This is a genomic window from Acinetobacter seohaensis, assembly GCF_056431365.1.
Window position 1 is genome coordinate 26584 of sequence record NZ_JBWKMK010000142.1, and the last position, 24008, is coordinate 50591.

Genomic DNA, 24008 nt, shown 5'->3' on the forward strand with positions numbered 1-24008 from the left:
TAGACCAGGGAAACAAAACAATGAAAAAAATTGCACTTGCATTCGGGCTGTTAGGTTTAAGCGCTTTGGCCAATGCTGCAGATCCGCTTAACGGCACAGTTTGGAAAACAATTGACGACAAAACCAAACAACCCAAAGCCACGGTAAGATTTACTGAGCAAAAAAATGGAACTTTAACCGCAAGCATTCAGTCAATTTTAACGCCTGGTGAAGAAAATGCCTGTACAAAATGTGAAGGTCCGTATCACAACAAATCACTCAAAGGTTTGACCATTGTTCGCGGTCTGAAAAATACAGGCGGCACGAGCTACGATGGTGGTTCAATTCTTGACCCGCAAACAGGTAAAACCTACAAGCTAAAAGGTAAACTTGCCGATGGTGGTAAGAAACTGGAATTGCGTGGTTTCATTGGTGTAGCGGCATTGGGTCGTAACCAAACATGGATTCGTGCGAACTAAGCATGTATTCCACCTGTGCAGTTGAAATCATATTGCACAGGATATAAAAAACCTGCTCCATGTGAGCAGGTTTTTTATTGGTATTTTTTTAAACTTAACCTAAAGCACGATAAGCCGCTTCATCAAAACCCGCAATAAAGCCTGATTCAGTTTTTAAGACAGGACGTTTAATTAAACTGGTGTGAGTGCAAAGTGCTTCAATTAAGTTGGCTTCACTGGCCAAAGCAGCTTGCTGTTCTGCTTCGCTGAGTTTGCGCCAAGTGGTGCCTTTTTTATTCAGTACTACATCTTGCCCAAGCGCATCTAACCAACTTTTGACAGTGTCGGCATCGATCCCTTGTTTTTTATAATCGTGAAACTCATAACTTAGCCCCAATTCATTGAGTAAATCGAAGGCTTTTTTCATTGAATTGCAGTTCTTAATCCCATAAATTTTTAACATATTTTTTTCACGTTAATATCATCAAACTGGCTATAGCCTAGCCCAAAACAGCGCTAAGTGCTAGAAACTTGCAGTGAACAATGATTGGCTGTTTAAATGGTATGTGTCATCAATACGTCATACCGATGTCACCAAATTGACACTTGATCGCTCTAAAATGGGACGCATAAACAGAATAAAATGAAAAACTTGATAAAAATAGACTCAAGTGAAAATAAAAAATACAGGGAAGAACAACAGTAATAGCGCAAAACAGAAAATAAGATGATAAAAAGAGAAAACCCGCATTTAATCATCCTGATTATGCGGGTCTCATTTTAACGTCCATTGTTACATCCTTGAAACTAACCAAAACCAGTTAGTTTACTTTCCATCCTTCGGCTTCCAATCCTTTTGTGTCATCCTGACTGTCCCTTTGCCGTGATGCAATAATGCGCTGAATCGACTTGAAGATAAATACACAAAGTCGACAGATTATGTGCGAATTGAACCTCAGTTGAGTGAACAATTGTTCACTCATGTAGGCTGTGAAATTTGTGTGAATATTAGATCTTATAATCAATAATCACAGGGGCATGGTCACTAAACCATTCGTCTTTATACACCCAAGCATTGACAGTGCGTGCTTTCCAGTCGGGTGAGCAAGCATGATAATCAATCCGCCAGCCAACGTTCTTGGCACGGGCTTGCCCGCGATTTGACCACCAAGAATACAGCTCCGCTTCATGGCGCACTTCACGGAAGGTATCAACATAGCCCAAATCATTGTAAATATGATCTAACCATGCACGTTCATGCGGCAAACAACCTGAAGACTTTTGGTTGCCCGACCAGTTTTTAATATCAATGCGCTTATGCACAATGTTGTAATCGCCACAGACAATGATCGATTTATTGTCTTCACGCCACTGTTTTAGAATTTTTTGATACTCTTCTAAAAAGTGATCTTTCCGCATTTGCGCTTCTTCACCCGAAGAGCCAGAAGGCAAATACAGTGAACAGATGTAAATTGGGTGATCCAGTCCTACATCAAATTCAGCACTGATAAAGCGACCCTGAGAATCGGCCAATTCAAAGCCTAAACCATTTTGCACAGAAACAAAGGGCAAACGGCTATAAATAGCTGTCCCTGCGTAGCCTGCGCGTTCTGCAGGGAAAAGATGCGTGTGCCAGCCTTCTGGCTTAAATTTATCGGTCCATTGGGCGTGTGTGATGCGGCTTTCCTGCATGCAAATCACGTCTGCTTCAGACTTTTCCAACCATTCGAGTAAGCCTTTGCTTACCGATGAACGCAACCCATTGACGTTAATTGAAACCACTCGAAGAATTTTTTGATCACTCGGATAGCTACTCTTTGGTATCATGCTCAGGTCTTACCTCAATGTATTAATTTGGAGCACCTCATGACATCGCCAGCTCAATTTAACCCGCAAGCTTTTATCGAACTCGCCTTATCACGTGGTGTGCTTAAATTTGGTGAGTTTACTTTAAAATCGGGTCGTGTGAGTCCTTATTTTTTTAACGCAGGTTTGTTGAATGATGGCGAAGCTTTATCGCTATTGGCTTCGGGCTATGCAGATCAACTCATGCAATGCAAAAATGTAGATGTTATTTTCGGGCCTGCCTATAAAGGTATTCCATTTGTGGCAGCTACAGCAGTGGCTTTATCGCAAAATCATGGCGTAAGTGTGCCGTGGGGGTTTAACCGTAAAGAAGCCAAAGATCATGGCGAAGGCGGTGTGTTGGTGGGTGCTGCGGTTGAGGGCAAAAAAGTTTGGATTATTGATGATGTGATTACTGCGGGTACGGCTATTCGTGAAGTGGTGACTATTTTGAAAAATGCAGGCGCACAAATTGCGGGCGTATTGGTGGCTTTAGACCGTCAAGAAAAAGGTCAGGGCGATTTGTCTGCTATTCAGGAAGTGCAAAAAGAGTTGGAAATTCCTGTGCATGCTTTAATTACCATGAAAGATTTAATGAATTATTTGGATGCTAAAGGTGAAAAAGATGCCTTGGCGAAAATGGAAGCGTACCGTGTGAAGTATGGGATTTAAGTTGTTTTGGAGAAGGAAGCGAGAGCTTCCTTTTCGCTTTTATTCAGTTTGATTTTTAATAATATAATGAAATGTAATAAATAATAAAAAAGCCCGACTGAGGGGTGAGACAAATTTTGTATTTTTAAATCACATTAAAATTTAATATGAGAAAAGTACTATGATTTTTTACTAATTTAAAAGTTTGTTATACTTCGCATTATATAATAAAAACATATACGAACTCAAAAATGACAAGATCAACTTCGTTATACAAATTATTTATCAAAACACTAGAACAACAGATGTTCTCAAAAGAGATTGAGCAAATCTTAAAAGTTGTTGAAGGTATCACTGCTCTATTGGTCAGTAGTCAATTAAAGAATGGCGATGAAATTATTGATACTTTTAACAATTCGGTGGCAATATACATTTTTAAAGATCAATTAACATTTCAGAACTCTCTTAGTCATGACTAAACTATAAGGATTAAGATTATGAGAGGTTTTGCTATTCATAATGCACCAACTAATCATGGTGGTCGTATTCTAGCTACTCAGATAAGAAATTCTCAAATGGGCAATTCTTTTGTTAGAGCGGGCGATGGGCATTTCTGTCCAAGATGTAAATGTTGGTCTTCAGTGATTAAAAGCCATGACCATATTATCTTTGATGGTAAGCCAGTTGCTTATGTCGGGGATAAATTAACATGCGGTGCTATTATTCAGCCGCAACAGTCGCATGTTGTTGGTGGGAGTAATGCTAATTATCATATAGTTTCTAATCCTCAAACTGAGCAAACTCTGCCTATAAGTGCTCAACAGAATTTAATAAATAGTTTTACAAATAAGAGGAAGTATGAGAACTATTATATTGAGTTTAATAAAACCGATTATGTAAAATTTAAAACAGGAATTCCTCCATACGATGAAGATAAAAAAGGGCTATTTGGGAGTGTTTTACAAATAGTTTCAGGAGCATGTGATTTTATCGTTACATCTATTTTAAAGAAAAAGAATCTGTTTATAACAGTTTCATATCACCCGCCAGTTGTAAAACATGATGCAAATAAAATCACTCCTTATGCAACTCTAAGACTCTATAAAGAAAAAAATAGAAAATCTGAATTATTAAAAATACAAGAATTGAAGTCTGATGGTGGGGTTTGGAGTATTGAGCGAGGAAAAGAACCAGTAGGTTTCTGTAACATTACCTTGCCTGAGCCTGATTTACTCCTATTGAGGGTTGAATTAGATCTTGGATATGTATTGACGTTTAGCGGTGGAGTTGTTACCCCGATACCCAGTTTTACAACCCACAGCTTTACTTTAAATTCCGCAGCAAGGGAAGTTAGATGAAGAATTTTCTTATTTTTTTAACAGCCTTCTTGATATTCGGAAGCACTGCCTGCTCATCTAATGGACATAATACACATCATGGTGAAGTTGAACTCACTCAAGATAGTGAAGCTGCCCAGAGTCTTTCTGCAGAAGATCAATCTATTATAAAAAAATATAAAGATACGATTCATAATTTGAATTTTAGGGAAAGAGAACATGCGAATAAGGTAATGAAAGATAGTTTGTCTGAAATAAGCAAAATTAAGAATGATTCCGAGCGAGAAAAGTTGCAAATGCAGATTTACTTAGCCACAGCCATGTATAAAGAAGCTTATGATTTAAATAGTAAAATGTTAAAAACTAGGTTTAGCGAAGCACGTTTACTGACTCAATGTGAGTTGAGCTATTACGCTAAAAAGCCTAAAAATGAATATGAAAAATGTTATGCCCAAGTAGCGTCATTGCTGGAAAAGACATTGAAAGTCACTCTTAAAAATGACTCTGAATATTTATATGGTGAGTGGGGGTACTTACTCGCGATGTATAAGGCAGGACATGAAGAATATAGACAAAAAATGGAAGATTTTATTCATTCTACTCAAGATAAAACGCTGAAATATCAGTTTGAAAGTTCTTATGAGTTGGCGATTGAACAGATCGCTAGTTACCAGTGATCTTTGTTGTATTGGTTTTCAGGAGTGCGTAAATACATCAACCTAACCCTACTGTTGTGATGTATGCAAAATTCTTAAAATACGAACAGAATCTTTAACGTCATACACGACAACATAGTGCGATGCACCACAAGTTCTCGAGTTCCATGGATGAGACCAGATCGCCCTTTAATGGCAGCGAAGAATGCTATACACGCACGACTTAAAAGGAGACATTTGGGGTATGAAGAGGGTATGAATAACACTGAGTATCTAAGCGGAGGGTATAAATAATTCTGTGTAAATACAGTTTTAAAAATACTTGGTTACACGCTCTTCAAACATGATACTAAAGCGATTCATAGCAGCTTTCCAATTCTGAATAGGCATCGTCCATTTTTTGCTTGCTGCCATAATTGCTAAATATACCACCTTTTTCACGGAATCATCAGTTGGGAAGATTTTTCTTTTCTTGGTTGCATGGCGGATAACGCTGTTCAATGATTCAATCGCATTCGTCGTGTAAATCGCTTTGCGAATATCCATAGAGTAAGCGAAGAACGTGTTGAGATTCGACCAGTTGGCAAGCCATGACTTGCTGATTTGAGGATACTTCTCATCCCATTTTTGTCCAAATTCATCTAAAGCCTGTAAGGCTGCGTCTTCTGTAACAGCTTGATATATCTTTTTTAAATCGGCTGTGACAGCTTTGTAGTCTTTCCAACTCACATATTTAAGGTTGTTGCGTACCATGTGGATGATACACAACTGAATATGCGTATCAGGGTAAATTGTATTGATTGCATCAGGAAAGCCCTTCAGTCCATCTACGCAGGCAATCAGAATATCCTTTAAACCACGATTTTTCAGTTCTGTAAGGACTGAGAGCCAAAATTTAGAACCTTCGTTTTCTGACACCCACATACCTAATAAGTCTTTCTGTCCGTCTGTATTGACACCTAATGCTAGATACACCGCTTTGTTAATAATCGTACTATCTTGACGCACTTTCACCACGATACAATCCATATAGACAATAGGATAAAGGGCATCCAATGGTCGATTTTGCCATTCTATTACTTGTTCTTTAACTGCATCCGTCACTTTGGAAATAAGCGTTGGGGAGACGTCCGCATCGTACATTTCCTTGAATGTGGCAACAATATCTCGTGTCGTCATGCCTTTGGCGTATAGGGATAGGATTTGGCTATCCATTTGTGTGATACGCCTTGCGAAGCGCTGCTTCTCATCTTCTTGATCAGCTGGGGCTCAAAAGTGCCATCACGATCTCTAGGCGTGTCTAGTTCAAATTCACCATCATCAGTAAATAGCCGTTTGGTTGTATAGCCATTACGTGTATTTTTGCCTATACGAGGACTATTCTTCTCATAGCCTAAATGTTCAGTCAGTTCAGCATTGAGTGCAGTTTCAACGGTGAGTTTCTTTAGAGCTTTACTGAAATTATTCAGGTCAGCTTCTGTTTTTAAGTTCTTGGCAAATTCTTTTGCCAATGCCAGCATTGCTTCATCTTTCATGGTAAACACCTGTGTTGCCCCCAACAGCGTTGAGGGATAGTTTAAGCGTTTACACAGTTTTATTTACAGTCTCCCTAAGCGTATTCACTCAGTCTCCTCCTCACACTTCTTACACTCCAGCATCACCCCCAACTTTTCCTTGCGCCCTTGCTCTGTGATTACCCACGGGCGGTTTTGCCACGGTGGATTATGCCGCACATGCTGCCCATGACCGCAGGCCAAATCTGCGACCCAATCATTTTCTTCATCTAAATGAAAACCAATAATCGCTTGTTGCATCGCATACTCCTAAGTGCATGATGATCGTGGATAAAGCGTTACGAAAATTGCAGCAAAACCAAAGCCAAACTCCGCTATACTTTTGCTTATTCAATTCTTCAAAAGAGCACCGAAATATGCGCGTACTTGTTGTGATGGATCCCATCGAAAGTGTCAATTTGAAAAAAGACTCAACCATGGCGATGTTATGGGCGGCAAGCCGTCGTGGGCATACCTTGGGCTATGCATTACAGCAAGACTTATATATTGATCAGGGCAAGGCATTTGGTCTGATTGCATCGCTCAAAGTCTTTGAAGATTATAACCATTATTACGAATTGGGCGAAAAACGCAAAGAATCCTTAGCTGATTATGATGTCATTCTCATGCGTAAAGACCCGCCTTTTGACATGAATTTCGTTTATACCACATATATTTTAGAGCAAGCTGAACGCGAAGGCGCATGGATCATCAACAAGCCGCAAAGCCTGCGTGACTGTAATGAAAAGCTGTTTGCGACTCAATTCCCAGAACTACAAGTTCCGACATTGGTCACTTCACAACAAAGCCTGATTCGTGAATTTATTCAGCAACATGGTGATGTGATCGTTAAACCGCTCGATGGCATGGGCGGCATGGGAATTTTCCGTTTGTACCAAGATGGGGTCAATATTGGCTCAACCATTGAAATTCTGACCAACAACGGCACTCAGCCAATCATGGCGCAGCGCTATATTCCAGAAATTGTAGATGGTGATAAACGCATCCTCATGGTTAATGGTGAGCCTGTGCCTTATTGTTTGGCACGAATTCCACAAAATGGCGAAGTGCGTGGCAACTTAGCTGCAGGTGGTTTAGGCGAAGCACGTCCATTGACTGAAAATGACAAAGCCATTGCCGCCAAAGTCGGGCCATTTTTACGTGAAAAAGGCTTGGTTTTTGTCGGATTAGATGTGATTGGCAACTATGTCACTGAAATCAACGTGACCAGTCCAACGTGTATTCGTGAAATTGATGCACAGTTTGGTACATCCATTGCCGATGATTTATTTACCGTACTTGAAGCAGGTCGTCCCAACTAAGTTTGGGCTTTATGCTCACTGTATCAATACAAAAGCCGTTTTCTATTTGAAAGCGGCCTTGTTTTTAGAGACGTGGATACAAAAAACAACTTAAACACTTTGCAAAATAGATCAATCAAAGCAGGTAAAATTGAATAAAACTTAACATTTTCCGTAGATTAATAATAAAACTAGTTTAAACTTGAAAATCTGTAGAAAAAAACAATCAAGCACTTGGTGAAAAAAAGTAAATAACCTTTCAAGCCCATGCGTTTGTGATTACAATTGATAGCTTATACAAGATTTTTATTTGCCTTATTTTGAGTTGAAGAATTAAACCGTGACTGACGCACAGCAACAACAGCCTAAACATGTCATGATGATGGCCGCAGGTACAGGTGGACATGTTTTTCCCGCTTTGGCCGTCGCAAAACAATTACAGCAACAAGGGATTCAAGTGTCATGGTTGGCGACCCCAACGGGCATGGAAAATCGTCTGCTTAAAAATCATAATATCCCAATTTACCAAATTAATATTCAAGGTGTACGTGGCAACGGTTTGATCCGTAAACTGGCTGCACCATTTAAAATTTTAGGCGCAACGCTCAGTGCTGTGCGTTACATGAAGCAATTAAAAGTTGATGCTGTTGCAGGTTTTGGTGGTTATGTGGCAGGGCCGGGTGGCTTGGCAGCACGTGCTTTGGGTATTCCTGTGCTGATTCACGAACAAAATGCAGTTGCGGGTTTTACCAACACTCAATTGTCACGTGTGGCAAAAACCGTGTGTCAGGCTTTCCCAAATACCTTTCCAAACAGTAACAAAATTGTCACCACAGGCAACCCTGTTCGTGAAGAAATCACTGCGACCTTAAGCCCTGCATGGCGCTATCAGGAACGTGAAAAAGCAGGCTTGCCAATTCGTATTTTAATTGTGGGTGGTTCACTAGGTGCACAAGCCTTAAATGAATGTGTACCTGAAGCGTTAAAGCAACTAAATGTCGCTTTAGATGTTTATCATCAATGTGGGCAAAACCATGCCGATGCGACGCAGGCACGTTATGCACACAAGCCTGACCATTTACAGGTTGAGGTACAGCCTTTTATTGAAGATATGGCCAAAGCCTATAGTGATGCCGATTTAATTATTTGTCGTGCGGGCGCACTCACGGTAACCGAGGTCGCGACTGCAGGTGTTGCAGCAGTATTTGTACCATTGCCTAGTGCGGTGGATGATCACCAAACTGCCAATGCCAAATTTTTAGCCGATTTGGGTGCAGCAAAAATCTGTCCGCAAGCCAGTATGACTCCCGAAAGTTTAACAACATTATTAACCCCGTTAATGAATCGTCAATTGTTGTCTGAAATGGCGGTCAAAGCCCGTCAGCAGGCGCAGCCTGATGCAACTCAACACGTGGTTCGTCTTATTCAAGCATTGTTCGAGTAAAATATGTCTCCATCTACACCCGCTGATCAAGCGAAAAAATTAATCAAAGTGCCTGAAATGCGCCGTATCAAACACATTCATTTTGTGGGTATTGGTGGCGCGGGGATGTGTGGTATTGCCGAAGTCTTGAAAAATCAAGGCTATAAAGTGTCGGGTTCAGACATCAAAGCTTCAAAAACCACAGCGCAATTAGAAGAAAACGGCATCAAGGTTTATATTGGGCATGCGGCAGAGAATATTAAAGGCGCCAATGTGTTGGTGGTGTCTACTGCAATTGACCCAGAAAACCCAGAAATTAAAACAGCAATTGACACCCGTATTCCTGTGGTGCGTCGTGCTGAAATGCTGGGCGAGTTGATGCGTTACCGTCATGGTATTGCAGTCGCGGGTACACATGGTAAAACCACCACTACCAGTTTAATCACCTGTATGTTGGCCGAAGAAAACATGGATCCAACTTACGTGATTGGTGGTTTGCTAAACCGTACTGGGGTCAATGCAGCATTGGGTGCGAGCCGTTATATCGTGGCAGAAGCCGATGAATCTGATGCATCGTTCTTATTCCTAGAGCCAATGGCGGCTGTGGTGACCAATATTGATGCCGACCACATGGACACCTATGGTGGTAGTTTCGATACCTTAAAAGATACCTTTATTCAATTTTTGCACAAACTGCCATTCTACGGTTTGGCTGTGGTGTGTGGTGATGATGCCAATATTCGTGAAATCATGCCGCGTATCGGGCGCCCTGTATTGACCTATGGTTTTAATGAAGACAACGATATTCGTGCCGTTGATGTTGATCAAGACGGTATGCGCACACACTTTACTGTACTGCGTAAAGACCGCGAACCGTTACGCGTGACGGTGAATCAACCGGGGCTGCATAACGTATTGAATGCCTTGGCTGCAATTGGAATTGCCACCGATGAAGGCGTTTCTGATGGTGCAATTTGCCGTGCTTTAGAAGGCTTTAGCGGTGTCGGTCGTCGTTTCCAAGTACAAGGTGAGTTTGCGGTAGCAGACGGCAATGTGAAATTGGTAGATGACTACGGACATCACCCGAAAGAAGTGGAAGCCACCATTAAAGCTGCGCGTCAAAGTCATCCTGATCGCCGTTTGGTGATGTTGTTCCAGCCACACCGTTTTAGTCGCACCCGTGACTGTTTTGATGACTTTGTGGAAGTGTTGTCACAAGTCGATCAATTGTTATTGCTCGATGTTTATCCTGCGGGTGAAAAACCAATTGTTGGCGCAGATAGCCGTACTTTGGCACGCAGTATTCGTTTGCGTGGTCAGGTTGAGCCAATTTTGGTCGATCCAAATGACGGCAACCTACCGAATATTGTGAAACAAGTGTTACAGGCCAATGACTTGTTATTGACCCAAGGTGCAGGTAATGTGGGGGCGATTTCAATCGAGCTTGCACAAAACCATTTATATTTAAAATAATCACAACCTGTGATGTTTGAATTTGATCGACCAGTTTAAAGTTTAAGGATATAAACGTGTCAAATGCTTCAAAGTTCGGCAAAGTTGCCGTGTTATTGGGTGGAAAATCTGCTGAGCGTGAGGTTTCTCTAGACAGCGGTCAAGCAGTACTCGAAGCACTGCTACGTTCTGGGGTCAATGCAGAAGCATTTGATCCACAAACACGTAGCGTGACCGAATTGGTCAATTATGATCGTGCCTTTATTGTGTTACACGGGCGCGGTGGTGAAGATGGTCAAATTCAAGGTGTTTTGGAATGGTTGAATATTCCATACACGGGTACGGGCGTGCAAGGTTCAGCCATTGGCATGGACAAAGTGAAGACCAAGCAAATTTGGCAAGGTTCTGACTTGCCAACTGCGCCATATCGTATTGTTAGCAAAGATTCCAATATTGAAGACGTGGTTGCCGAATTGGGTTTACCACTCATCATCAAGCCTGTACATGAAGGTTCAAGTATTGGCATGAGCAAAGTCGAAAAAGTAGAAGACTTTGCCGATGCTGTAGCGAAAGCAACTGCACATGACGCTATTGTTATGGCTGAAAAATGGATTACAGGACGTGAATTTACCATCGTGCTGTTAAATGGTCAGGCTTTACCGATTATTCGTTTAGAACCACCGAAAGATGTGGCGTTCTATGATTATGAAGCCAAATATCAACGTAATGATGTGCAATACGGTATTCCGTGTGGTTTAAGCACTGCCGAAGAGCAACAGTTACAAGCTTTGGCATTACGTGCCTTCCAAGCCGTGGGTGCAAGTGGCTGGGGTCGTATTGATGCCATGCAAGATGAGAACGGCAATTTCTGGCTATTGGAAGTGAATACCGTGCCGGGAATGACCAGCCACTCTTTAGTTCCGAAAGCGGCAAATGCAGTCGGCTATAGTTTTGATGAGCTGTGTGTGGCAATTTTGGCACAAACCCTTACAGGTGAAGCACACTAAATATGGCTCAACTTCCTGCATCCTTGCGCCGTAAACGGGCAGCGATTACCTCGATTCATGACAAACCGCCAACAGCCAAAGAAAAGCTGATTCATTTTGGCGGTTGGGTAATGCTGTGCGTTGCGGTGCTCGTGTTGGCAGTGGGTGCGTACGGGCTATACAAAGTCATGACCGATGCACAAATTGCCAAGCTAGATGTAGTGGGTACACGTTCAGATGCGGAACACCGCCAAGTGATGACGCATGTGAACCCTGTAATGACCAAGAACTATTTCACCTCTGACCTAGAGCAAATCCGCGATACCGCTTTGGAGTTGTCTTGGGTAGATCGAGTGGTGGTTTCACGTGCGTGGCCGAATGCTATTCGTGTGCGGGTTATGCCGCGTCATCCAATTGCACGTTGGGGGACAGGTCGTTTGCTCAGTGACAGCGGTGAAGTCTTTACCGAGGTCACGCCACAAAATAATCAACATTTACCGTTATTACACGGGCCAACGCATCAATCTAAAATGATGATGCGTCGTTATAATGAAATTAACCAATTATTCTTACCCGTCAACGATCGTTTAAAAGAACTATATTTAACAGAACGTATGACGTGGTTTATGCAGTTTGATTCAGGTCTACGTGTTATTGTAGATAAAGATCAAACCATGAGTAAGCTGCAGCGCTTGGGGCATCTTGCACAAAGTGATTTGAAACCTGTATGGTCTAAAATATCCGCCATCGATTTGCGTTATCGCAATGGTTTAGCCATTCAATGGAAAAACTCAATTCCGCCAAAAATTGCAAATGGTCACTTTGTTGTAACGATTGATGACACAAGCATTGCAGAGGGAATAAGAGCAAAGCCATAATATTGGGCTTTAAAAAAATAGAGGCATTAAGCCATAAATTAAACATACTGGTAATGGTAGTGAATAAATGAGTGAAGCTGTTCCCTCGGTTGTTGCGATTGACATTGGGACGCACAAAGTTTCAGTTTTGATTGCTAAGGTCCATGCGCCAGACAATATCCAAGTCATTGGTATGGCCACCGCACGTAATCGAGGCATGAGTAAGGGAAAAATTGTCAGTCTCGATAAAGTGATTACTGCAATTAAAAATGCCGTGCAAGAAGCGGAAGATATGGCGGAATGCCGTGTGCATTCGGCATGGATTTCTATTCCTAGTGCAGAGCTAAAAAGCTTTTATGCTTCAGGTCGCACACCTATTGAAAGTAGTGATCACACCATTACCACCAGTGAAGTGGTACGCGCCTTGGACTTGGCCAAAGCCAGTCACCTCACCTCAGACCATTATTTGGTGAGTGCAGTACCACTCGGTTTCGATTTAGATGATTCGGGTGAATGGGTACAAAACCCAATTCGTATGTCAGCACATAGCATGACGGGGCATTATCAATTGATGATGTTGCCTATTAGCACCATGCAGAATTTAGACCGTGCTTTAAAAGGTGCCAATATTGGTGTCGAAAAAATGGTGGTGTCAAATTTAGCCACTGCAGAAGCCAGTCTGCTTAAAGATGAAAAAGAATACGGTGTGTGTCTGGTAGATATTGGCGCAGGTACGACCAGTATTGCAGTTTATTTAGATGGACGTTTGGCCTTGGCACACACTTTGCAGCGTGGTGGTGAGCATGTCACCCGCGATATTGCAGCGGTGTTACAAACCACAACTGAAGAAGCTGAACGGATTAAGCTATTGTATGGCTGTGTAGATATGAAAGTGGTCAAACCTGATCACATGATTCAGATTCAGGGCATTGATGGGCCGCAAACCATTAGCCGTATTGAACTGGCGGAAATTATTATTGCGCGTTATGAAGAAATTTTTGCACAAATTCGTCAGGAACTCGAAAAGAGCGGTGCCATTCATGGTTTATATCATGGTGTGGTTTTGGCGGGTGATGCCTCACAAATTGAAGGCATGATCAGCTTGGTACGTCGTATGTTGGGTGTTTCGGCACACTTGGGGAATCATCCTTCACAAGTTTATGCCGATGAACCGCATCAGGCCGCCTTACGCCGTTCACAATATGCAACAGCATCAGGCTTATTGCTTTATAGTCAAAACTATACTCAAGACACGATTGTAGAACATGAAGACCCTGAAACCTTATCGGTTTGGGGGCGTGTCGGACGGGCATGGTCTGGCTTGAACGAAAAGTTAAAATCTATTTTTTAGTTGAGTTTTTTGGGAATATTGTTAGGAAGTTGTACGGATCATCACTGGTACTTGACAAGCCAGAAGTTGAACAGCATTCTTAAAAATAATTTTTATGAAGATCAAGGCAGTATACGGGCTTAAGTGACTGCCAATAACGTATTAGGAAATCTAAAGGTCATGGCCTCATTTGAATTTATAGATGATCAAACCGATAGCAACGGTCAAGCCCGTTTCACTGTGTTTGGTGTGGGTGGTGCAGGTGGTAACGCTGTGCAGCACATGCTTGAGTCGGATATTCAGGGTGTAAAATTTGTTTGTGCCAATACGGACAAACAAGCATTGGATCGCATGAATTCGCAATTCAAAATCCAGCTAGGTGAGCAAAGCACACGTGGTTTAGGCGCGGGCGGTGATCCTCAAGTGGGTCAAACTGCAGCGGAAGAAAGCCGCGAGCTGATCTGTCAGCAACTTGAAGGCACAGACATGGTGTTTGTGACTGCAGGGATGGGCGGTGGTACAGGTACAGGTGCTGCGCCAGTTGTGGCTGAAATTGCCAAAGAAATGGGCATTTTGACTGTTGGTGTGGTGACTACGCCATTTAACTTTGAGGGTAAGCGTCGCTTACTTTCTGCGGAAAAAGGGATTGCGGCATTAGAACAGCATGTAGACTCTTTAATCATTATTCCAAACCAGCGTTTAATGAAAGTTTACCGCGACATTTCAATGAAAGATGCGTATAAAAAAGCCGATGACGTTTTGTTGAACGGTGTACGCAGTATTTTTGATTTGGTGGTACGTCCAGGTCACATCAACCTAGACTTTGCTGACTTGAAAACTGCGATGAGTACGCGCGGTTATGCGATGATGGGTGTTGGTTCAGGTCGTGGTGAAAACCGTGCGCGTCAAGCGGCTGAACAAGCGATTCGTAGCCCATTGCTCGATAGCGTAACCATTGCCAATGCCAAAGGCTTGTTGATTAACGTAACGGGTGGTGATGATGTGACCTTCGGTGAAATCGAAGAGATCATGGACGTGATTCATCAACTTTCAGATACCGAACAAACCCAAGTATTCTACGGTACGGTATTTGATCCTGAAGCGCGTGACGAAATTAGCGTGACTGTTATTGCTACTGGTTTAGCGCGTAACACAGGCGATACACCAGAGCCTGCAAAACGCACCGTGACACAAACCACTTCTGCAGCACCAACAGCGGCAGTAGAAGAAGATGATGTGCCTGCAATTCAGCGTCAGCAGGCAGAAACTGCGCCTGCAATTAGTGCGACAACAACATCAGGCTCTGCGCGTCCAACGCCAATGAGTATTCAAGACTATTTGAAAAATCAGCAGCGTAAATAAGCCAAGATCCTCAATTTCATTGTGTGATCGGGAAAAGGCAGTTTTAAACTGCCTTTTTTGTTTTTTATCAATGGCTAAATATGCTAACGTATAGCGGTTTTAAAATTTAGATGAATTGAGAACATGCTGAAACAACGTACCCTACAACGTGTCGTCAAGGCGAGCGGTATTGGTCTGCACAGTGGTCAAAAAGTATTGATCAACTTTGTGCCGCATCATGCCGATGGGGGAATTGTGTTTCGTCGTATCGATTTAAATCCGCCTGTCGATATTCCAGCCGATGCCATGCTGATTCAAGAAGCATTTATGTGCTCGAATTTGGTTCAGGATAATGCCAAAGTTGGCACTATTGAGCATGTTATGAGTGCAATTGCAGGGTTGGGCATTGATAACTTGATTATTGAAGTGTCTGCCTCTGAAGTGCCCATTATGGACGGCAGTGCAGGGCCTTTTATTTATTTGTTGATGCAGGGTGGTTTAAAAGAACAGGATGCTGCGAAAAAGTTCATCAAAATTTTAAAACCTGTAGAAGCTTTAATTGACGATAAACGTGCGGTGTTCAGTCCGCATGAAGGTTTTCAGCTCAATTTCACCATCGACTTTGATCATCCTGCCTTTAAAAAAGAATATCAGTCTGCCACCATCGATTTTTCTACAGAAACCTTTGTCTATGAAGTCAGTGGCGCACGTACTTTTGGCTTTATGAAAGATTTGGACTATTTAAAAGCCAATAATTTGGCTTTGGGTGCGAGTTTAGATAATGCCATTGGGGTAGATGATACAGGCGTGGTCAATGAAGAAGGTTTGCGCTTCTCGGACGAGTTTGTACGGCATAAAATTTTAGATGCTGTGGGGGATTTGTACTTGCTTGGACATCAAATTATTGCCAAGTTTGATGGTTATAAATCAGGACATGCCTTAAATAATCAGTTATTACGCAATGTTCAGAGCGATCCAAGCAGTTATGAAATTGTAACATTTGATGACATAAATTCTTGCCCGATCACTTTTGTGCATGTGACATAAGTCATTGTCTTTTCTTACTACGTTATAATGTAACAACAATAATATGTGAATTTCATCACAAATTTGAGCACGAGTTTTTGGTGTTTTCTGCAAACAATTATTTTTTATTGCTTGCCAAACGTAACAAAGCTTGGCTAAGCTTAGGGTCGCTCACAAAGTCAGCAGCACCTCGTAACATATCTTGAGTTTCTGGACTAAGTGTTCTTAAAGGCTTTTCGCTTTTTGGGGGCGTTTGAGATTCAACTCTTAAACGAACTTGAATTTTTTGTATGTCTTTCAGTTCATGCAGTTGTGACAGTTGAGTAATGTATTGCTTTTGCAAATAAGCAAGTTGACTGACCATCGCTTGATTCGTTCCAGTAATGGTTAAGACACCTTGTTGATAACAAACCACCTGCCATTGCTCTGGTTGCGGCAGTAAAGGTTGAATAAGTTTGCCAAGTTTCTGCCATGCAGCAACTTGGGTTGAGAGAAACGTTAGGTTTCCTGTTTTTATGTGTTTTCTTGTTTGTTGAAAGAGATTCACAGGTTCGGACATACATCATTCCTTCATGTTTATGCCCTAATCTTATGCGCTCCTTTCAGTAGATATCAAGGAAGAGATCACAAGGAACTTCAAGTAAGAACAGTTAAGAGGTTTTTTTATGCATTCGCGCCGTATTTTATTAGCGTTTTCACTGGCAGCTTCGGCAGCATCTGTCGCATTTGCTGATTTAGTTGAGTTAGATTCTCAAAATTCATCGACTGATCGTATTGAGCAATTAACCCGCACCTTGTCACAAGGTTCTTATACAGAAACACAAGACATTGATGTTCCTGCACAAACGCAGATGACCGTTAAGCTTCGTGAAAAGACTACAGAATTAAACAATGCGTCTTTAGCAAAAAAATACGGTACCAATACCAGCACCCGTTTTGCTTCTTCAAATCCTTATGCTTGGTTAGTGTCACATCCATTACCAAATGCACGTATTAGCTCGAACTATGGCGGTCGTGTCATGAGTGGTCGTGCTGAAAACCATTCAGGCTTAGACCTTGCTGCACCAAGCGGTACTCCAATTTATGCGACTGGCCCAGGTATTGTGACCAAGTCAGGCTGGGGCACAGGTTATGGTCAATATGTAGAAATTAACCACGGTAATGGTTATATCACGCGCTACGCACACGCTTCACGTTTAATTGCACGTGTGGGTGACCGTGTAGATGCAGGCGAACATATTGCCAACGTGGGTTGTACAGGTCGTTGTACAGGTCCTCACTTACATTATGAAGTAGTGAAAGATGGTCAACGTAAGAACCCTTCTACCTATTTAGCAATGTTGCCGTAATGTTTTGGCTAGAAATTCATGCTCTAGCCACACTCACTGTAAACTACACGCGAACTACAAATTAAAACATGAAATTAAAGCGGCAAAGGTCGCTTTTCTTTATACTCACGTTTTAGCTTTTAGCAAAATCTAGTGAGACATTTCAGACATCAACTTATCACCTAAAAAAATAATAACACGCAGTATCTGCTTTATTGTATAAAAAACCGCCTAAATTGGCGGTTTTTTGTTACTTGCTGTAAGAATGTGTCAATGACTATTTATTTTCTAAATAGTATGCAGGATATGCATTTAAGATTAGCCATATCTACTAAAGTCTAAATTATGATACATATAAAGCATACGATTAGGCTTAGGAATAGTGAATTATGGCGTTTTACGGTGATACGGACTCACAAGAAACCCAAGAATGGCAAGACGCCTTTGATGCTGTGTTACAACATATGGGTACTGAACGGGCAGCATTTTTACTCGAAAAACTGTACCAACGTGCAATTGCAAAGCATGTACCCATTCAGCGATTAAATACTCCTTACCTCAATACCATTTCAGTGGAAGAACAACCTGCCATGCCGGGCGATCAGGATATGGAGCGTCGTATTCGCGCCCTGATTCGCTGGAATGCGTTGGCAATGGTATTGCGTGCCAATAAAACAGGTGATGATTTAGGTGGTCACCTTGCAAGTTTCGCATCTTCAGCCACATTATATGATGTTGGTTTTAACCATTTCTTCCGTGCCAATAGTGATCATTTTGGCGGTGATATGATCTACTACCAAGGTCACTGTGCACCCGGTATTTATGCCCGTTCATTTTTAGAAGGGCGTTTAACCGAAGATCAATTGAATAATTTCCGCCGTGAAGTGGGCGGTAACGGTTTACCTAGCTATCCACATCCTTATTTAATGCCTGACTATTGGCAGTTCCCAACGGTATCGATGGGTCTGGGTCCAATCATGTCAATTTATCAGGCACATATTCAAAAATATTTAATGAACCGCGGTTTAATTAAAGAAGAAGACCGTAAAGTCTGGGCATATCTAGGCGATGGTGAAATGGATGAGCCAGAAAGTTTGGGTGCAATTTCACTGGCAGGTCGTGAAAAGCTAGATAACCTGATTTGGGTGGTGAACTGTAACTTACAGCGTTTAGATGGCCCTGTACGCGGTAACGGTAAAATCATTCAAGAACTTGAGTCGTTATTCCGTGGCGCAGGTTGGCGCGTGATTAAAGTGGTCTGGGGGCGTCATTGGGATGCTTTATTGGACAAAGACGACACAGGTGCATTAAGAGCCATCATGGAAGAAGCGGTGGATGGCGATTATCAGCGCTTGCAAGTGAAAGGCGGTGCATACGCCCGTGAGAAATTCTTTGGTAAATATCCTGAAGCCAAAGAATTAGTCAAAGATTTAAGCGATGAAGATATTGATAATCTGAACCGTGGTGGTCACGACCCGTACAAAGTATTTGCGGCGTATGCAGAAGCGACCAAAGCTAAAGGTCAGCCAACGGTCATTTTAGCCAAAACCGTCAAAGGTTATGGTTTGTCTGATGAAATTGAAGCGGTGAACAAAACCCACCAAATCAAAAAAATGCAGTTGGATTCTTTAAAATATGTACGTGACCGCTTCAACTTGCCATTTAGCGATGAGCAACTTGAAGAAGTGCCGTTCTATCGTCCAAGTGAAAATTCGCCTGAATTGAAATATATGAAAGCGCGTCGCGAAGCGTTGGGTGGTTATTTGCCTGCGCGTCGTAAAGACAGCGAAGCTTTACAAATTCCTGAATTATCAGTTTTCGATTCAGTCTTGGCAGGTTCAGGTGGCAAAGAACAATCGACCACTATGGTGATGGTGCGTTTGATTTCTGCCCTGCTCAAAGAAAAAGCCATTAAAGACCGTGTGGTACCCATTGTACCCGATGAAGCACGTACTTTCGGTTTAGAAGGCATGTTCCGTCAACTGGGTATTTATGCCGCACATGGGCAAAAATACACCCCTGAAGACCAAGAACAATTGATGCATTATCGTGAAGCCAAAGACGGTCACATGCTGCAAGAAGGCATTAACGAAGCAGGTGCAATGAGTGCTTGGGCAGCTTTGGGTACCAGTTATTCGACCAATAACTTACCAATGATCCCAATGTATATGTATTACTCCATGTTTGGTTTCCAACGTATTGGGGATATTGCATGGGCGGCAGGTGATGCACAGGCGCAAGGTTTCTTGTTGGGTGCCACTGCAGGACGTACCACACTCAATGGTGAAGGCTTGCAACACCAAGATGGTCACTCGCATATTTTAGCCAATACTATTCCAAACTGTGTGTCTTATGACCCATGTTTTGGTTATGAGCTTGCCGTGATTGTGCATGATGGTTTGCAGCGCATGTATGTCAATCAGGAGCGCGTGTTCTATTACCTCACTGTAATGAATGAAAACTACGAGCATCCTGAAATGCCACAAGGTGCGGAAGAAGGCATTAAGCGCGGTATGTATTTGCTGCAGGAAGATGAAAAAGCCACGGTTCAATTGCTGGGTTCAGGCGTGATTTTGCGTGAAGTCATCAAAGCGGCGAAAATCTTGCGTGAAGAGTATCAAATTCACTCGAATGTCTACAGTGTGACCAGTTTTAATGAATTGGCGCGTGATGGTATGGCGTGTGAAGAATACAACCGTTTGCATCCATTGGCTGAAGAAAGCAAAGAGCCGTGGATCTCACAACAGTTACGTGGCAAGGATGGCATTGTCGTGTCTGCTACCGATCACATGCGCGCCTATAGCGAGCAAATTCGCGGTTACTTGCCAGACAATCGTCCATTTGTTGCCTTAGGTACCGATGGTTATGGTCGTTCCGATACCCGCGGTAACTTGCGTAGCTACTTTGGGGTCGATGCTGCACACATTGTGGTAGCCACCTTGAAAAAACTGGCTGATGAAGGCGAAGTCGATGCGCGTTTGGTCAAAGATGCAATCTCGACATTTGAGTTAGATACAGATCGTCCTGTCGCGTGGGCACCGCAAGCGGTTCCTGAAGTACAAGCGGTTGCTGACTACAAAGAGGAGCACTGATCATGCAAATTCAAACGCCTGATATTGGTGTCGATAAAGCCACTGTTGCAGATATTCTTGTCAAAGTTGGCGACACGATTGCAGTTGATGACAGCATTGTCCTGTTGGAATCAGACAAAGCCTCTGTTGAAGTACCCAGCACCGCTGCAGGGGTAGTGAAAAGTATTTTGGTACAACAAGGCGATGAAGTGACTGAAGGTGCGGTGCTAATTGAGCTAGAAACTGAAGCTCAAACCGCAGCTGCTACAGAAGTTGCTGCACCGCAAGCCGAAGTGGACGCTGCACCGAAGCAAGATGCTGAACCAGTGGTCGCTGCAGCGCCAAGCTCGGCGACATCAACCACAGCACAAGAAGTAGATGTACAAGTACCTGACATTGGCGTGGAAAAAGCCGTTGTTGGGGAAATTTTAGTACAAGTCGGCGATGCGATTGATGTTGATCAAAGTATTATTGTGGTGGAGTCGGACAAAGCCACAGTAGAAGTGCCGAGTACGGTGTCGGGTACAGTTACCGCTATCCAAATCAATACGGGTGATACCGTAAAAGAAGGTGTGGTGATTCTGAAAGTGAAAACCGCCGCTGCTGCAGTCACACAGGTGGAAACACCTCAAGTGGCATCAGCAGAAGCGGCTGCTGCAACAGCGAGCGCAGCAACTGCATCGGCACCACAAACAACAGCATCAGCACAGGTTGAAGTCGCAGTGCCTGATTTAGGGGTCGATAAAGCCACAGTGGCAGAAATTTTGGTACAAGTAGGCGATACAGTCGCCGCTGACCAAAGTTTGATTGTGGTGGAATCAGACAAAGCCACGGTTGAGGTGCCAAGTACTACCGCAGGTGTGATTCAAGCCATCCACGTGGAATTAGGACAAAGTGTTGCGCAGGGCAATGCCTTAGTGACGATAGTAACTGCAGGCGCAGCTGCACCAGCAGCAGTTGCGGCAGCGCAAGTTGCCTCTGCACCAAGTGCATCGCCAGCAGTCAGTGCTGCATCTACAGCACAAACCACAACGGTTGCAGCAAGTGCACATACGAATGTAGACAAATTGAGCAAGGCGCAAAATGAAGCCAATGCAAAAGTGTATGCAGGCCCTGCTGTGCGTAAACTGGCGCGTGAGTTAGGTGTTGTTTTAGCCGATGTAAACGCCACTGGCCCGCATGCGCGTGTACTCAAAGAAGACTTGAAGGCTTATGTTAAAGCGCGTCTTACTGCGCCGCAGACTGCTCCTGTCGCTGCTACAACACAGCAAGTTACAGGTTTGCCAAAGTTGCCTGATTTTAGTGCATTTGGTGGCGTGGAAGAAAAAGGTTTGACGCGCTTACAACAAGTGTCAATTCCGCAATTGTCCCTGAACAATTACATTCCACAAGTCACGCAATTTGATTTGGCCGATATTACTGAGCTAGAAGCGTGGCGCAGTGAATTGAAAGCCAACTTCAAAAAAGAAGGTGTCAGCCTGACCATTTTGGCGTTCATTGCCAAAGCAGTAGCGCATTTGCTGAAAGATGAGCCATATTTCGCTGCGCATCTGGCAGATGATCAAAAGTCTGTGCTGCTGCGTAAAGAAATCCACATGGGCATTGCGGTGGCAACCCCCGATGGTTTAACCGTGCCTGTACTACGTAATCCAGATCAGAAATCGATTAAACAAATTGCGATTGAACTGGGTGAGTTGAGTCAAAAAGCGCGTGATAAAAAGTTGTCGCCTAAAGATTTACAAGGTGCAAACTTTACCATCACCAGTTTAGGTTCGATTGGCGGTACGGCATTTACGCCGTTGGTGAACTGGCCGCAGGTTGCGATTTTGGGTATTTCACCAGCGACCATGCAGCCTGTCTGGAATGGTGAAGGCTTTGATCCGCGCTTGATGTTGCCGTTGTCATTGTCGTATGACCATCGGGTGATTAATGGTGCAGATGCAGCACGTTTTACCCATAAACTGACCCAGTTGTTGGCAGATATTCGTAGCTTGCTGCTCTAAATTCAGAAAAGCTTTATAAAACCCTGCTACGGCAGGGTTTTTTTGTCAGTGCCGTTACTCGGCTAAATTTGCTTAACCGCAGTATTCCGTTTAGAATAGCTGTACTTCATTGGGGAGTAGCCGCTTTTTACTAATTTCTGTTTCAACTGAATGCAGTAAAAAGGTGATGGTCAACATATTTGTTCCACAGAACATGGTCATCATAGCAAAGAACCAAGTCTGCTTTTTCAAGCTTTCTTTTGTTGGCAAGACCTTTGATTTATCACTCTGCAGATTTTGGCTAGCAGGAGGGATAGGTCATTGGTATGTGTGCTAGCCAGAGAAAAACATCATGTATGAATTCCTCATCTCGACTGCCATTGTCGCCTTAGCCGAAATGGGTGATAAAACCCAACTATTGGCTTTATTACTCGCAGCCCGCTTTCGTAAACCTGCCCCTATTTTAGTTGCCATTTTATTGGCAACACTGATTAACCATGGTCTTTCTGCAGTGTTAGGGCAGTGGATTACCACCGTACTCAGCCCAGAAGTCTTGTTGTGGATTTTATCTTTAGGCTTTATTGCAATGGCCATCTGGATGCTGATTCCAGACCAGTTGGACGATGAAACCGAAAGCATCAACAAATGGCAAAAATATGGTGTGTTTGGTGCAACCTTTGTGCTGTTCTTTTTGGCAGAAATTGGCGACAAAACCCAAATTGCCACGGTGGCTTTGGCGGCACGTTATGACAGCATTTTCTGGGTCATGCTGGGTACGACATTAGGCATGATGCTCGCCAATGCGCCTGCGGTATTTATTGGTAATAAACTGGCGACCCGCTTACCAATTGCATTAATTCATAAAATTGGCGCACTGATTTTCTTAATTATTGGTGTATCGACCTTGGCACAGCATTATTTCTTCTAGAGAATCAGTGAATGTGTATAAATCCTGAGCAAAATGCTTGGGATTTATTTTTGTAAGTTGTGATGCAATTCACTGATATTTCAGATAATCCAAGCTATTTTATTTATTGTAACTTTCCATAAATAGCTATATGTTATTCAGTCATAGAAAACGTATTTTTAAAATGAAAAAATCGGGGTTTGGTTATGGCATTTGACCGTACAACATCGCAGGTCTTGTTTGACAATGGGACACACAAATGTATTAGTTTTACCAGTTTGGTCAAAGGTGAAGGTGTTCAGGCTAACCAATTTCTGATCCTTGATAATAACCGTGTGGCAGTGCTAGACCCAGGTGGTGACCTCACCTATGTACCACTGACCATGGAATTAAATAAATCTCTGTACACGACAAATTTCACAGAACCCTTATCCTATCAGGGTTCTGCCTTCTTAAAATTGCCAAAATTTCCTTAAACTCTTCTTTTTTCCCAAAACCAATTAAACGCTGAATCGCCATTTGAAC

Annotated in this window: 21 protein-coding genes, 2 pseudogenes and 1 riboswitch; of the genes and pseudogenes, 17 read left to right on the top strand and 6 right to left on the bottom strand. The window is 42.8% G+C overall.

Features of this window, described 5'->3' with window-relative positions; genetic code table 11:
• The first annotated feature begins 20 nt into the window (after positions 1-20).
• Complete coding sequence (locus AC07E5_RS14025) at positions 21-458, top strand: DUF2147 domain-containing protein (protein ID WP_004974208.1); 438 nt, start codon at positions 21-23, stop codon at positions 456-458.
• Positions 459-552: 94 nt separating this feature from the next.
• On the opposite strand, the gene AC07E5_RS14030 is transcribed toward AC07E5_RS14025, so the two are convergent.
• The gene (locus AC07E5_RS14030; RefSeq protein ID WP_026438350.1) at positions 553-900 is read right to left on the bottom strand and encodes a Spx/MgsR family RNA polymerase-binding regulatory protein; all 348 of its coding nucleotides are present in this window, start codon (positions 898-900) and stop codon (positions 553-555) included.
• Between the two features lie 545 nt (positions 901-1445).
• Positions 1446-2264 (bottom strand): exodeoxyribonuclease III, encoded by an 819-nt coding sequence (locus tag AC07E5_RS14035; RefSeq protein ID WP_179988755.1) that lies wholly within the window; start codon positions 2262-2264, stop codon positions 1446-1448.
• Between the two features lie 39 nt (positions 2265-2303).
• Between AC07E5_RS14035 and pyrE the strand changes: the two genes are divergently transcribed.
• From pyrE to AC07E5_RS14050, 3 genes are all read left to right on the top strand, one after another.
• On the top strand, positions 2304-2954 hold the full coding sequence (gene pyrE, locus AC07E5_RS14040; RefSeq protein ID WP_096901637.1) for an orotate phosphoribosyltransferase: 651 nt from the start codon (positions 2304-2306) through the stop codon (positions 2952-2954).
• Between the two features lie 476 nt (positions 2955-3430).
• Positions 3431-4291, top strand: a complete 861-nt coding sequence (locus tag AC07E5_RS14045) for a PAAR domain-containing protein (RefSeq protein WP_178867106.1) — start codon at positions 3431-3433, stop codon at positions 4289-4291.
• The gene (locus AC07E5_RS14050) at positions 4288-4947 is read left to right on the top strand and encodes a hypothetical protein (RefSeq protein WP_253132330.1); all 660 of its coding nucleotides are present in this window, start codon (positions 4288-4290) and stop codon (positions 4945-4947) included. Before AC07E5_RS14045 ends, AC07E5_RS14050 begins: the two co-directional genes overlap by 4 nt.
• A 48-nt stretch (positions 4948-4995) precedes the next feature.
• On the opposite strand, the gene AC07E5_RS14055 is transcribed toward AC07E5_RS14050, so the two are convergent.
• From AC07E5_RS14055 to AC07E5_RS14065, 3 genes and pseudogenes are all read right to left on the bottom strand, one after another.
• On the bottom strand, positions 4996-5055 hold the full coding sequence (locus AC07E5_RS14055; RefSeq protein WP_225531235.1) for a hypothetical protein: 60 nt from the start codon (positions 5053-5055) through the stop codon (positions 4996-4998).
• 183 nt (positions 5056-5238) lie between these two features.
• Positions 5239-6461: pseudogene (locus AC07E5_RS14060) on the bottom strand (IS256 family transposase).
• Between the two features lie 84 nt (positions 6462-6545).
• On the bottom strand, positions 6546-6740 hold the full coding sequence (locus AC07E5_RS14065) for a DUF3565 domain-containing protein (protein ID WP_070155853.1): 195 nt from the start codon (positions 6738-6740) through the stop codon (positions 6546-6548).
• Between the two features lie 116 nt (positions 6741-6856).
• Between AC07E5_RS14065 and gshB the strand changes: the two genes are divergently transcribed.
• The 8 genes from gshB (at position 6857) to lpxC (ending at position 16216) form a co-directional block, all read left to right on the top strand.
• Positions 6857-7801 carry a glutathione synthase gene (gshB, locus tag AC07E5_RS14070; RefSeq protein ID WP_004974228.1) on the top strand — a complete coding sequence of 315 codons (945 nt, stop codon included), beginning with the start codon at positions 6857-6859 and terminating at the stop codon, positions 7799-7801.
• A 319-nt stretch (positions 7802-8120) separates the two neighbouring features.
• A complete protein-coding gene (gene murG, locus AC07E5_RS14075; RefSeq protein WP_104852726.1) occupies positions 8121-9224 on the top strand; it encodes an undecaprenyldiphospho-muramoylpentapeptide beta-N-acetylglucosaminyltransferase in 1104 nt (367 codons plus the stop codon).
• A gap of 3 nt (positions 9225-9227) precedes the next feature.
• A complete protein-coding gene (murC, locus tag AC07E5_RS14080) occupies positions 9228-10676 on the top strand; it encodes a UDP-N-acetylmuramate--L-alanine ligase (protein ID WP_096901645.1) in 1449 nt (482 codons plus the stop codon).
• Between the two features lie 56 nt (positions 10677-10732).
• Complete coding sequence (locus tag AC07E5_RS14085) at positions 10733-11662, top strand: D-alanine--D-alanine ligase (protein WP_004974232.1); 930 nt, start codon at positions 10733-10735, stop codon at positions 11660-11662.
• A gap of 2 nt (positions 11663-11664) precedes the next feature.
• The gene (locus AC07E5_RS14090) at positions 11665-12519 is read left to right on the top strand and encodes a cell division protein FtsQ/DivIB (protein WP_004974235.1); all 855 of its coding nucleotides are present in this window, start codon (positions 11665-11667) and stop codon (positions 12517-12519) included.
• Between the two features lie 67 nt (positions 12520-12586).
• Complete coding sequence (gene ftsA, locus AC07E5_RS14095; protein ID WP_004974236.1) at positions 12587-13849, top strand: cell division protein FtsA; 1263 nt, start codon at positions 12587-12589, stop codon at positions 13847-13849.
• A gap of 159 nt (positions 13850-14008) precedes the next feature.
• Entirely contained in the window at positions 14009-15190 is a 1182-nt protein-coding gene (gene ftsZ / locus AC07E5_RS14100; RefSeq protein WP_004974238.1) for a cell division protein FtsZ, read from the top strand.
• Positions 15191-15313: 123 nt separating this feature from the next.
• Positions 15314-16216 carry a UDP-3-O-acyl-N-acetylglucosamine deacetylase gene (gene lpxC, locus AC07E5_RS14105; protein ID WP_004974240.1) on the top strand — a complete coding sequence of 301 codons (903 nt, stop codon included), beginning with the start codon at positions 15314-15316 and terminating at the stop codon, positions 16214-16216.
• A 97-nt stretch (positions 16217-16313) separates the two neighbouring features.
• On the opposite strand, the gene AC07E5_RS14110 is transcribed toward lpxC, so the two are convergent.
• Positions 16314-16754, bottom strand: a complete 441-nt coding sequence (locus tag AC07E5_RS14110; protein WP_004974242.1) for a DciA family protein — start codon at positions 16752-16754, stop codon at positions 16314-16316.
• 106 nt (positions 16755-16860) lie between these two features.
• On the opposite strand from AC07E5_RS14110, the gene AC07E5_RS14115 reads away from it, so the two are divergent.
• The 5 genes and pseudogenes from AC07E5_RS14115 to AC07E5_RS14135 form a co-directional block, all read left to right on the top strand.
• A complete protein-coding gene (locus AC07E5_RS14115) occupies positions 16861-17544 on the top strand; it encodes a M23 family metallopeptidase (protein ID WP_004974246.1) in 684 nt (227 codons plus the stop codon).
• A 368-nt stretch (positions 17545-17912) separates the two neighbouring features.
• Positions 17913-20615: a pyruvate dehydrogenase (acetyl-transferring), homodimeric type gene (gene aceE / locus AC07E5_RS14120; protein ID WP_253132328.1), complete on the top strand. Its 2703-nt coding sequence runs from the start codon at positions 17913-17915 to the stop codon at positions 20613-20615.
• 2 nt (positions 20616-20617) lie between these two features.
• Positions 20618-22597, top strand: a complete 1980-nt coding sequence (locus AC07E5_RS14125; protein ID WP_253132326.1) for a 2-oxo acid dehydrogenase subunit E2 — start codon at positions 20618-20620, stop codon at positions 22595-22597.
• Positions 22598-22696: 99 nt separating this feature from the next.
• Positions 22697-22857, top strand: a riboswitch (yybP-ykoY riboswitch).
• Between the two features lie 71 nt (positions 22858-22928).
• The gene (locus AC07E5_RS14130) at positions 22929-23504 is read left to right on the top strand and encodes a TMEM165/GDT1 family protein (RefSeq protein ID WP_136144497.1); all 576 of its coding nucleotides are present in this window, start codon (positions 22929-22931) and stop codon (positions 23502-23504) included.
• A gap of 185 nt (positions 23505-23689) precedes the next feature.
• A pseudogene (locus AC07E5_RS14135) lies at positions 23690-23881 on the top strand (MBL fold metallo-hydrolase); the annotation flags it as partial.
• Positions 23882-24008 lie beyond the last annotated feature (127 nt).

Coding starts and splice junctions, on each gene's coding strand:
- AC07E5_RS14025 (WP_004974208.1), top strand. CDS start 21: ATGAAAAAAATTGCACTTGCATTCGGGCTGTTAGGTTTAAGCGCTTTG.
- AC07E5_RS14030 (WP_026438350.1), bottom strand. CDS start 900: ATGTTAAAAATTTATGGGATTAAGAACTGCAATTCAATGAAAAAAGCC.
- AC07E5_RS14035 (WP_179988755.1), bottom strand. CDS start 2,264: ATGATACCAAAGAGTAGCTATCCGAGTGATCAAAAAATTCTTCGAGTG.
- pyrE (WP_096901637.1), top strand. CDS start 2,304: ATGACATCGCCAGCTCAATTTAACCCGCAAGCTTTTATCGAACTCGCC.
- AC07E5_RS14045 (WP_178867106.1), top strand. CDS start 3,431: ATGAGAGGTTTTGCTATTCATAATGCACCAACTAATCATGGTGGTCGT.
- AC07E5_RS14050 (WP_253132330.1), top strand. CDS start 4,288: ATGAAGAATTTTCTTATTTTTTTAACAGCCTTCTTGATATTCGGAAGC.
- AC07E5_RS14065 (WP_070155853.1), bottom strand. CDS start 6,740: ATGCAACAAGCGATTATTGGTTTTCATTTAGATGAAGAAAATGATTGG.
- gshB (WP_004974228.1), top strand. CDS start 6,857: ATGCGCGTACTTGTTGTGATGGATCCCATCGAAAGTGTCAATTTGAAA.
- murC (WP_096901645.1), top strand. CDS start 9,228: ATGTCTCCATCTACACCCGCTGATCAAGCGAAAAAATTAATCAAAGTG.
- AC07E5_RS14090 (WP_004974235.1), top strand. CDS start 11,665: ATGGCTCAACTTCCTGCATCCTTGCGCCGTAAACGGGCAGCGATTACC.
- ftsA (WP_004974236.1), top strand. CDS start 12,587: ATGAGTGAAGCTGTTCCCTCGGTTGTTGCGATTGACATTGGGACGCAC.
- ftsZ (WP_004974238.1), top strand. CDS start 14,009: ATGGCCTCATTTGAATTTATAGATGATCAAACCGATAGCAACGGTCAA.
- lpxC (WP_004974240.1), top strand. CDS start 15,314: ATGCTGAAACAACGTACCCTACAACGTGTCGTCAAGGCGAGCGGTATT.
- AC07E5_RS14110 (WP_004974242.1), bottom strand. CDS start 16,754: ATGTCCGAACCTGTGAATCTCTTTCAACAAACAAGAAAACACATAAAA.
- AC07E5_RS14115 (WP_004974246.1), top strand. CDS start 16,861: ATGCATTCGCGCCGTATTTTATTAGCGTTTTCACTGGCAGCTTCGGCA.
- aceE (WP_253132328.1), top strand. CDS start 17,913: ATGGCGTTTTACGGTGATACGGACTCACAAGAAACCCAAGAATGGCAA.
- AC07E5_RS14125 (WP_253132326.1), top strand. CDS start 20,618: ATGCAAATTCAAACGCCTGATATTGGTGTCGATAAAGCCACTGTTGCA.
- AC07E5_RS14130 (WP_136144497.1), top strand. CDS start 22,929: ATGTATGAATTCCTCATCTCGACTGCCATTGTCGCCTTAGCCGAAATG.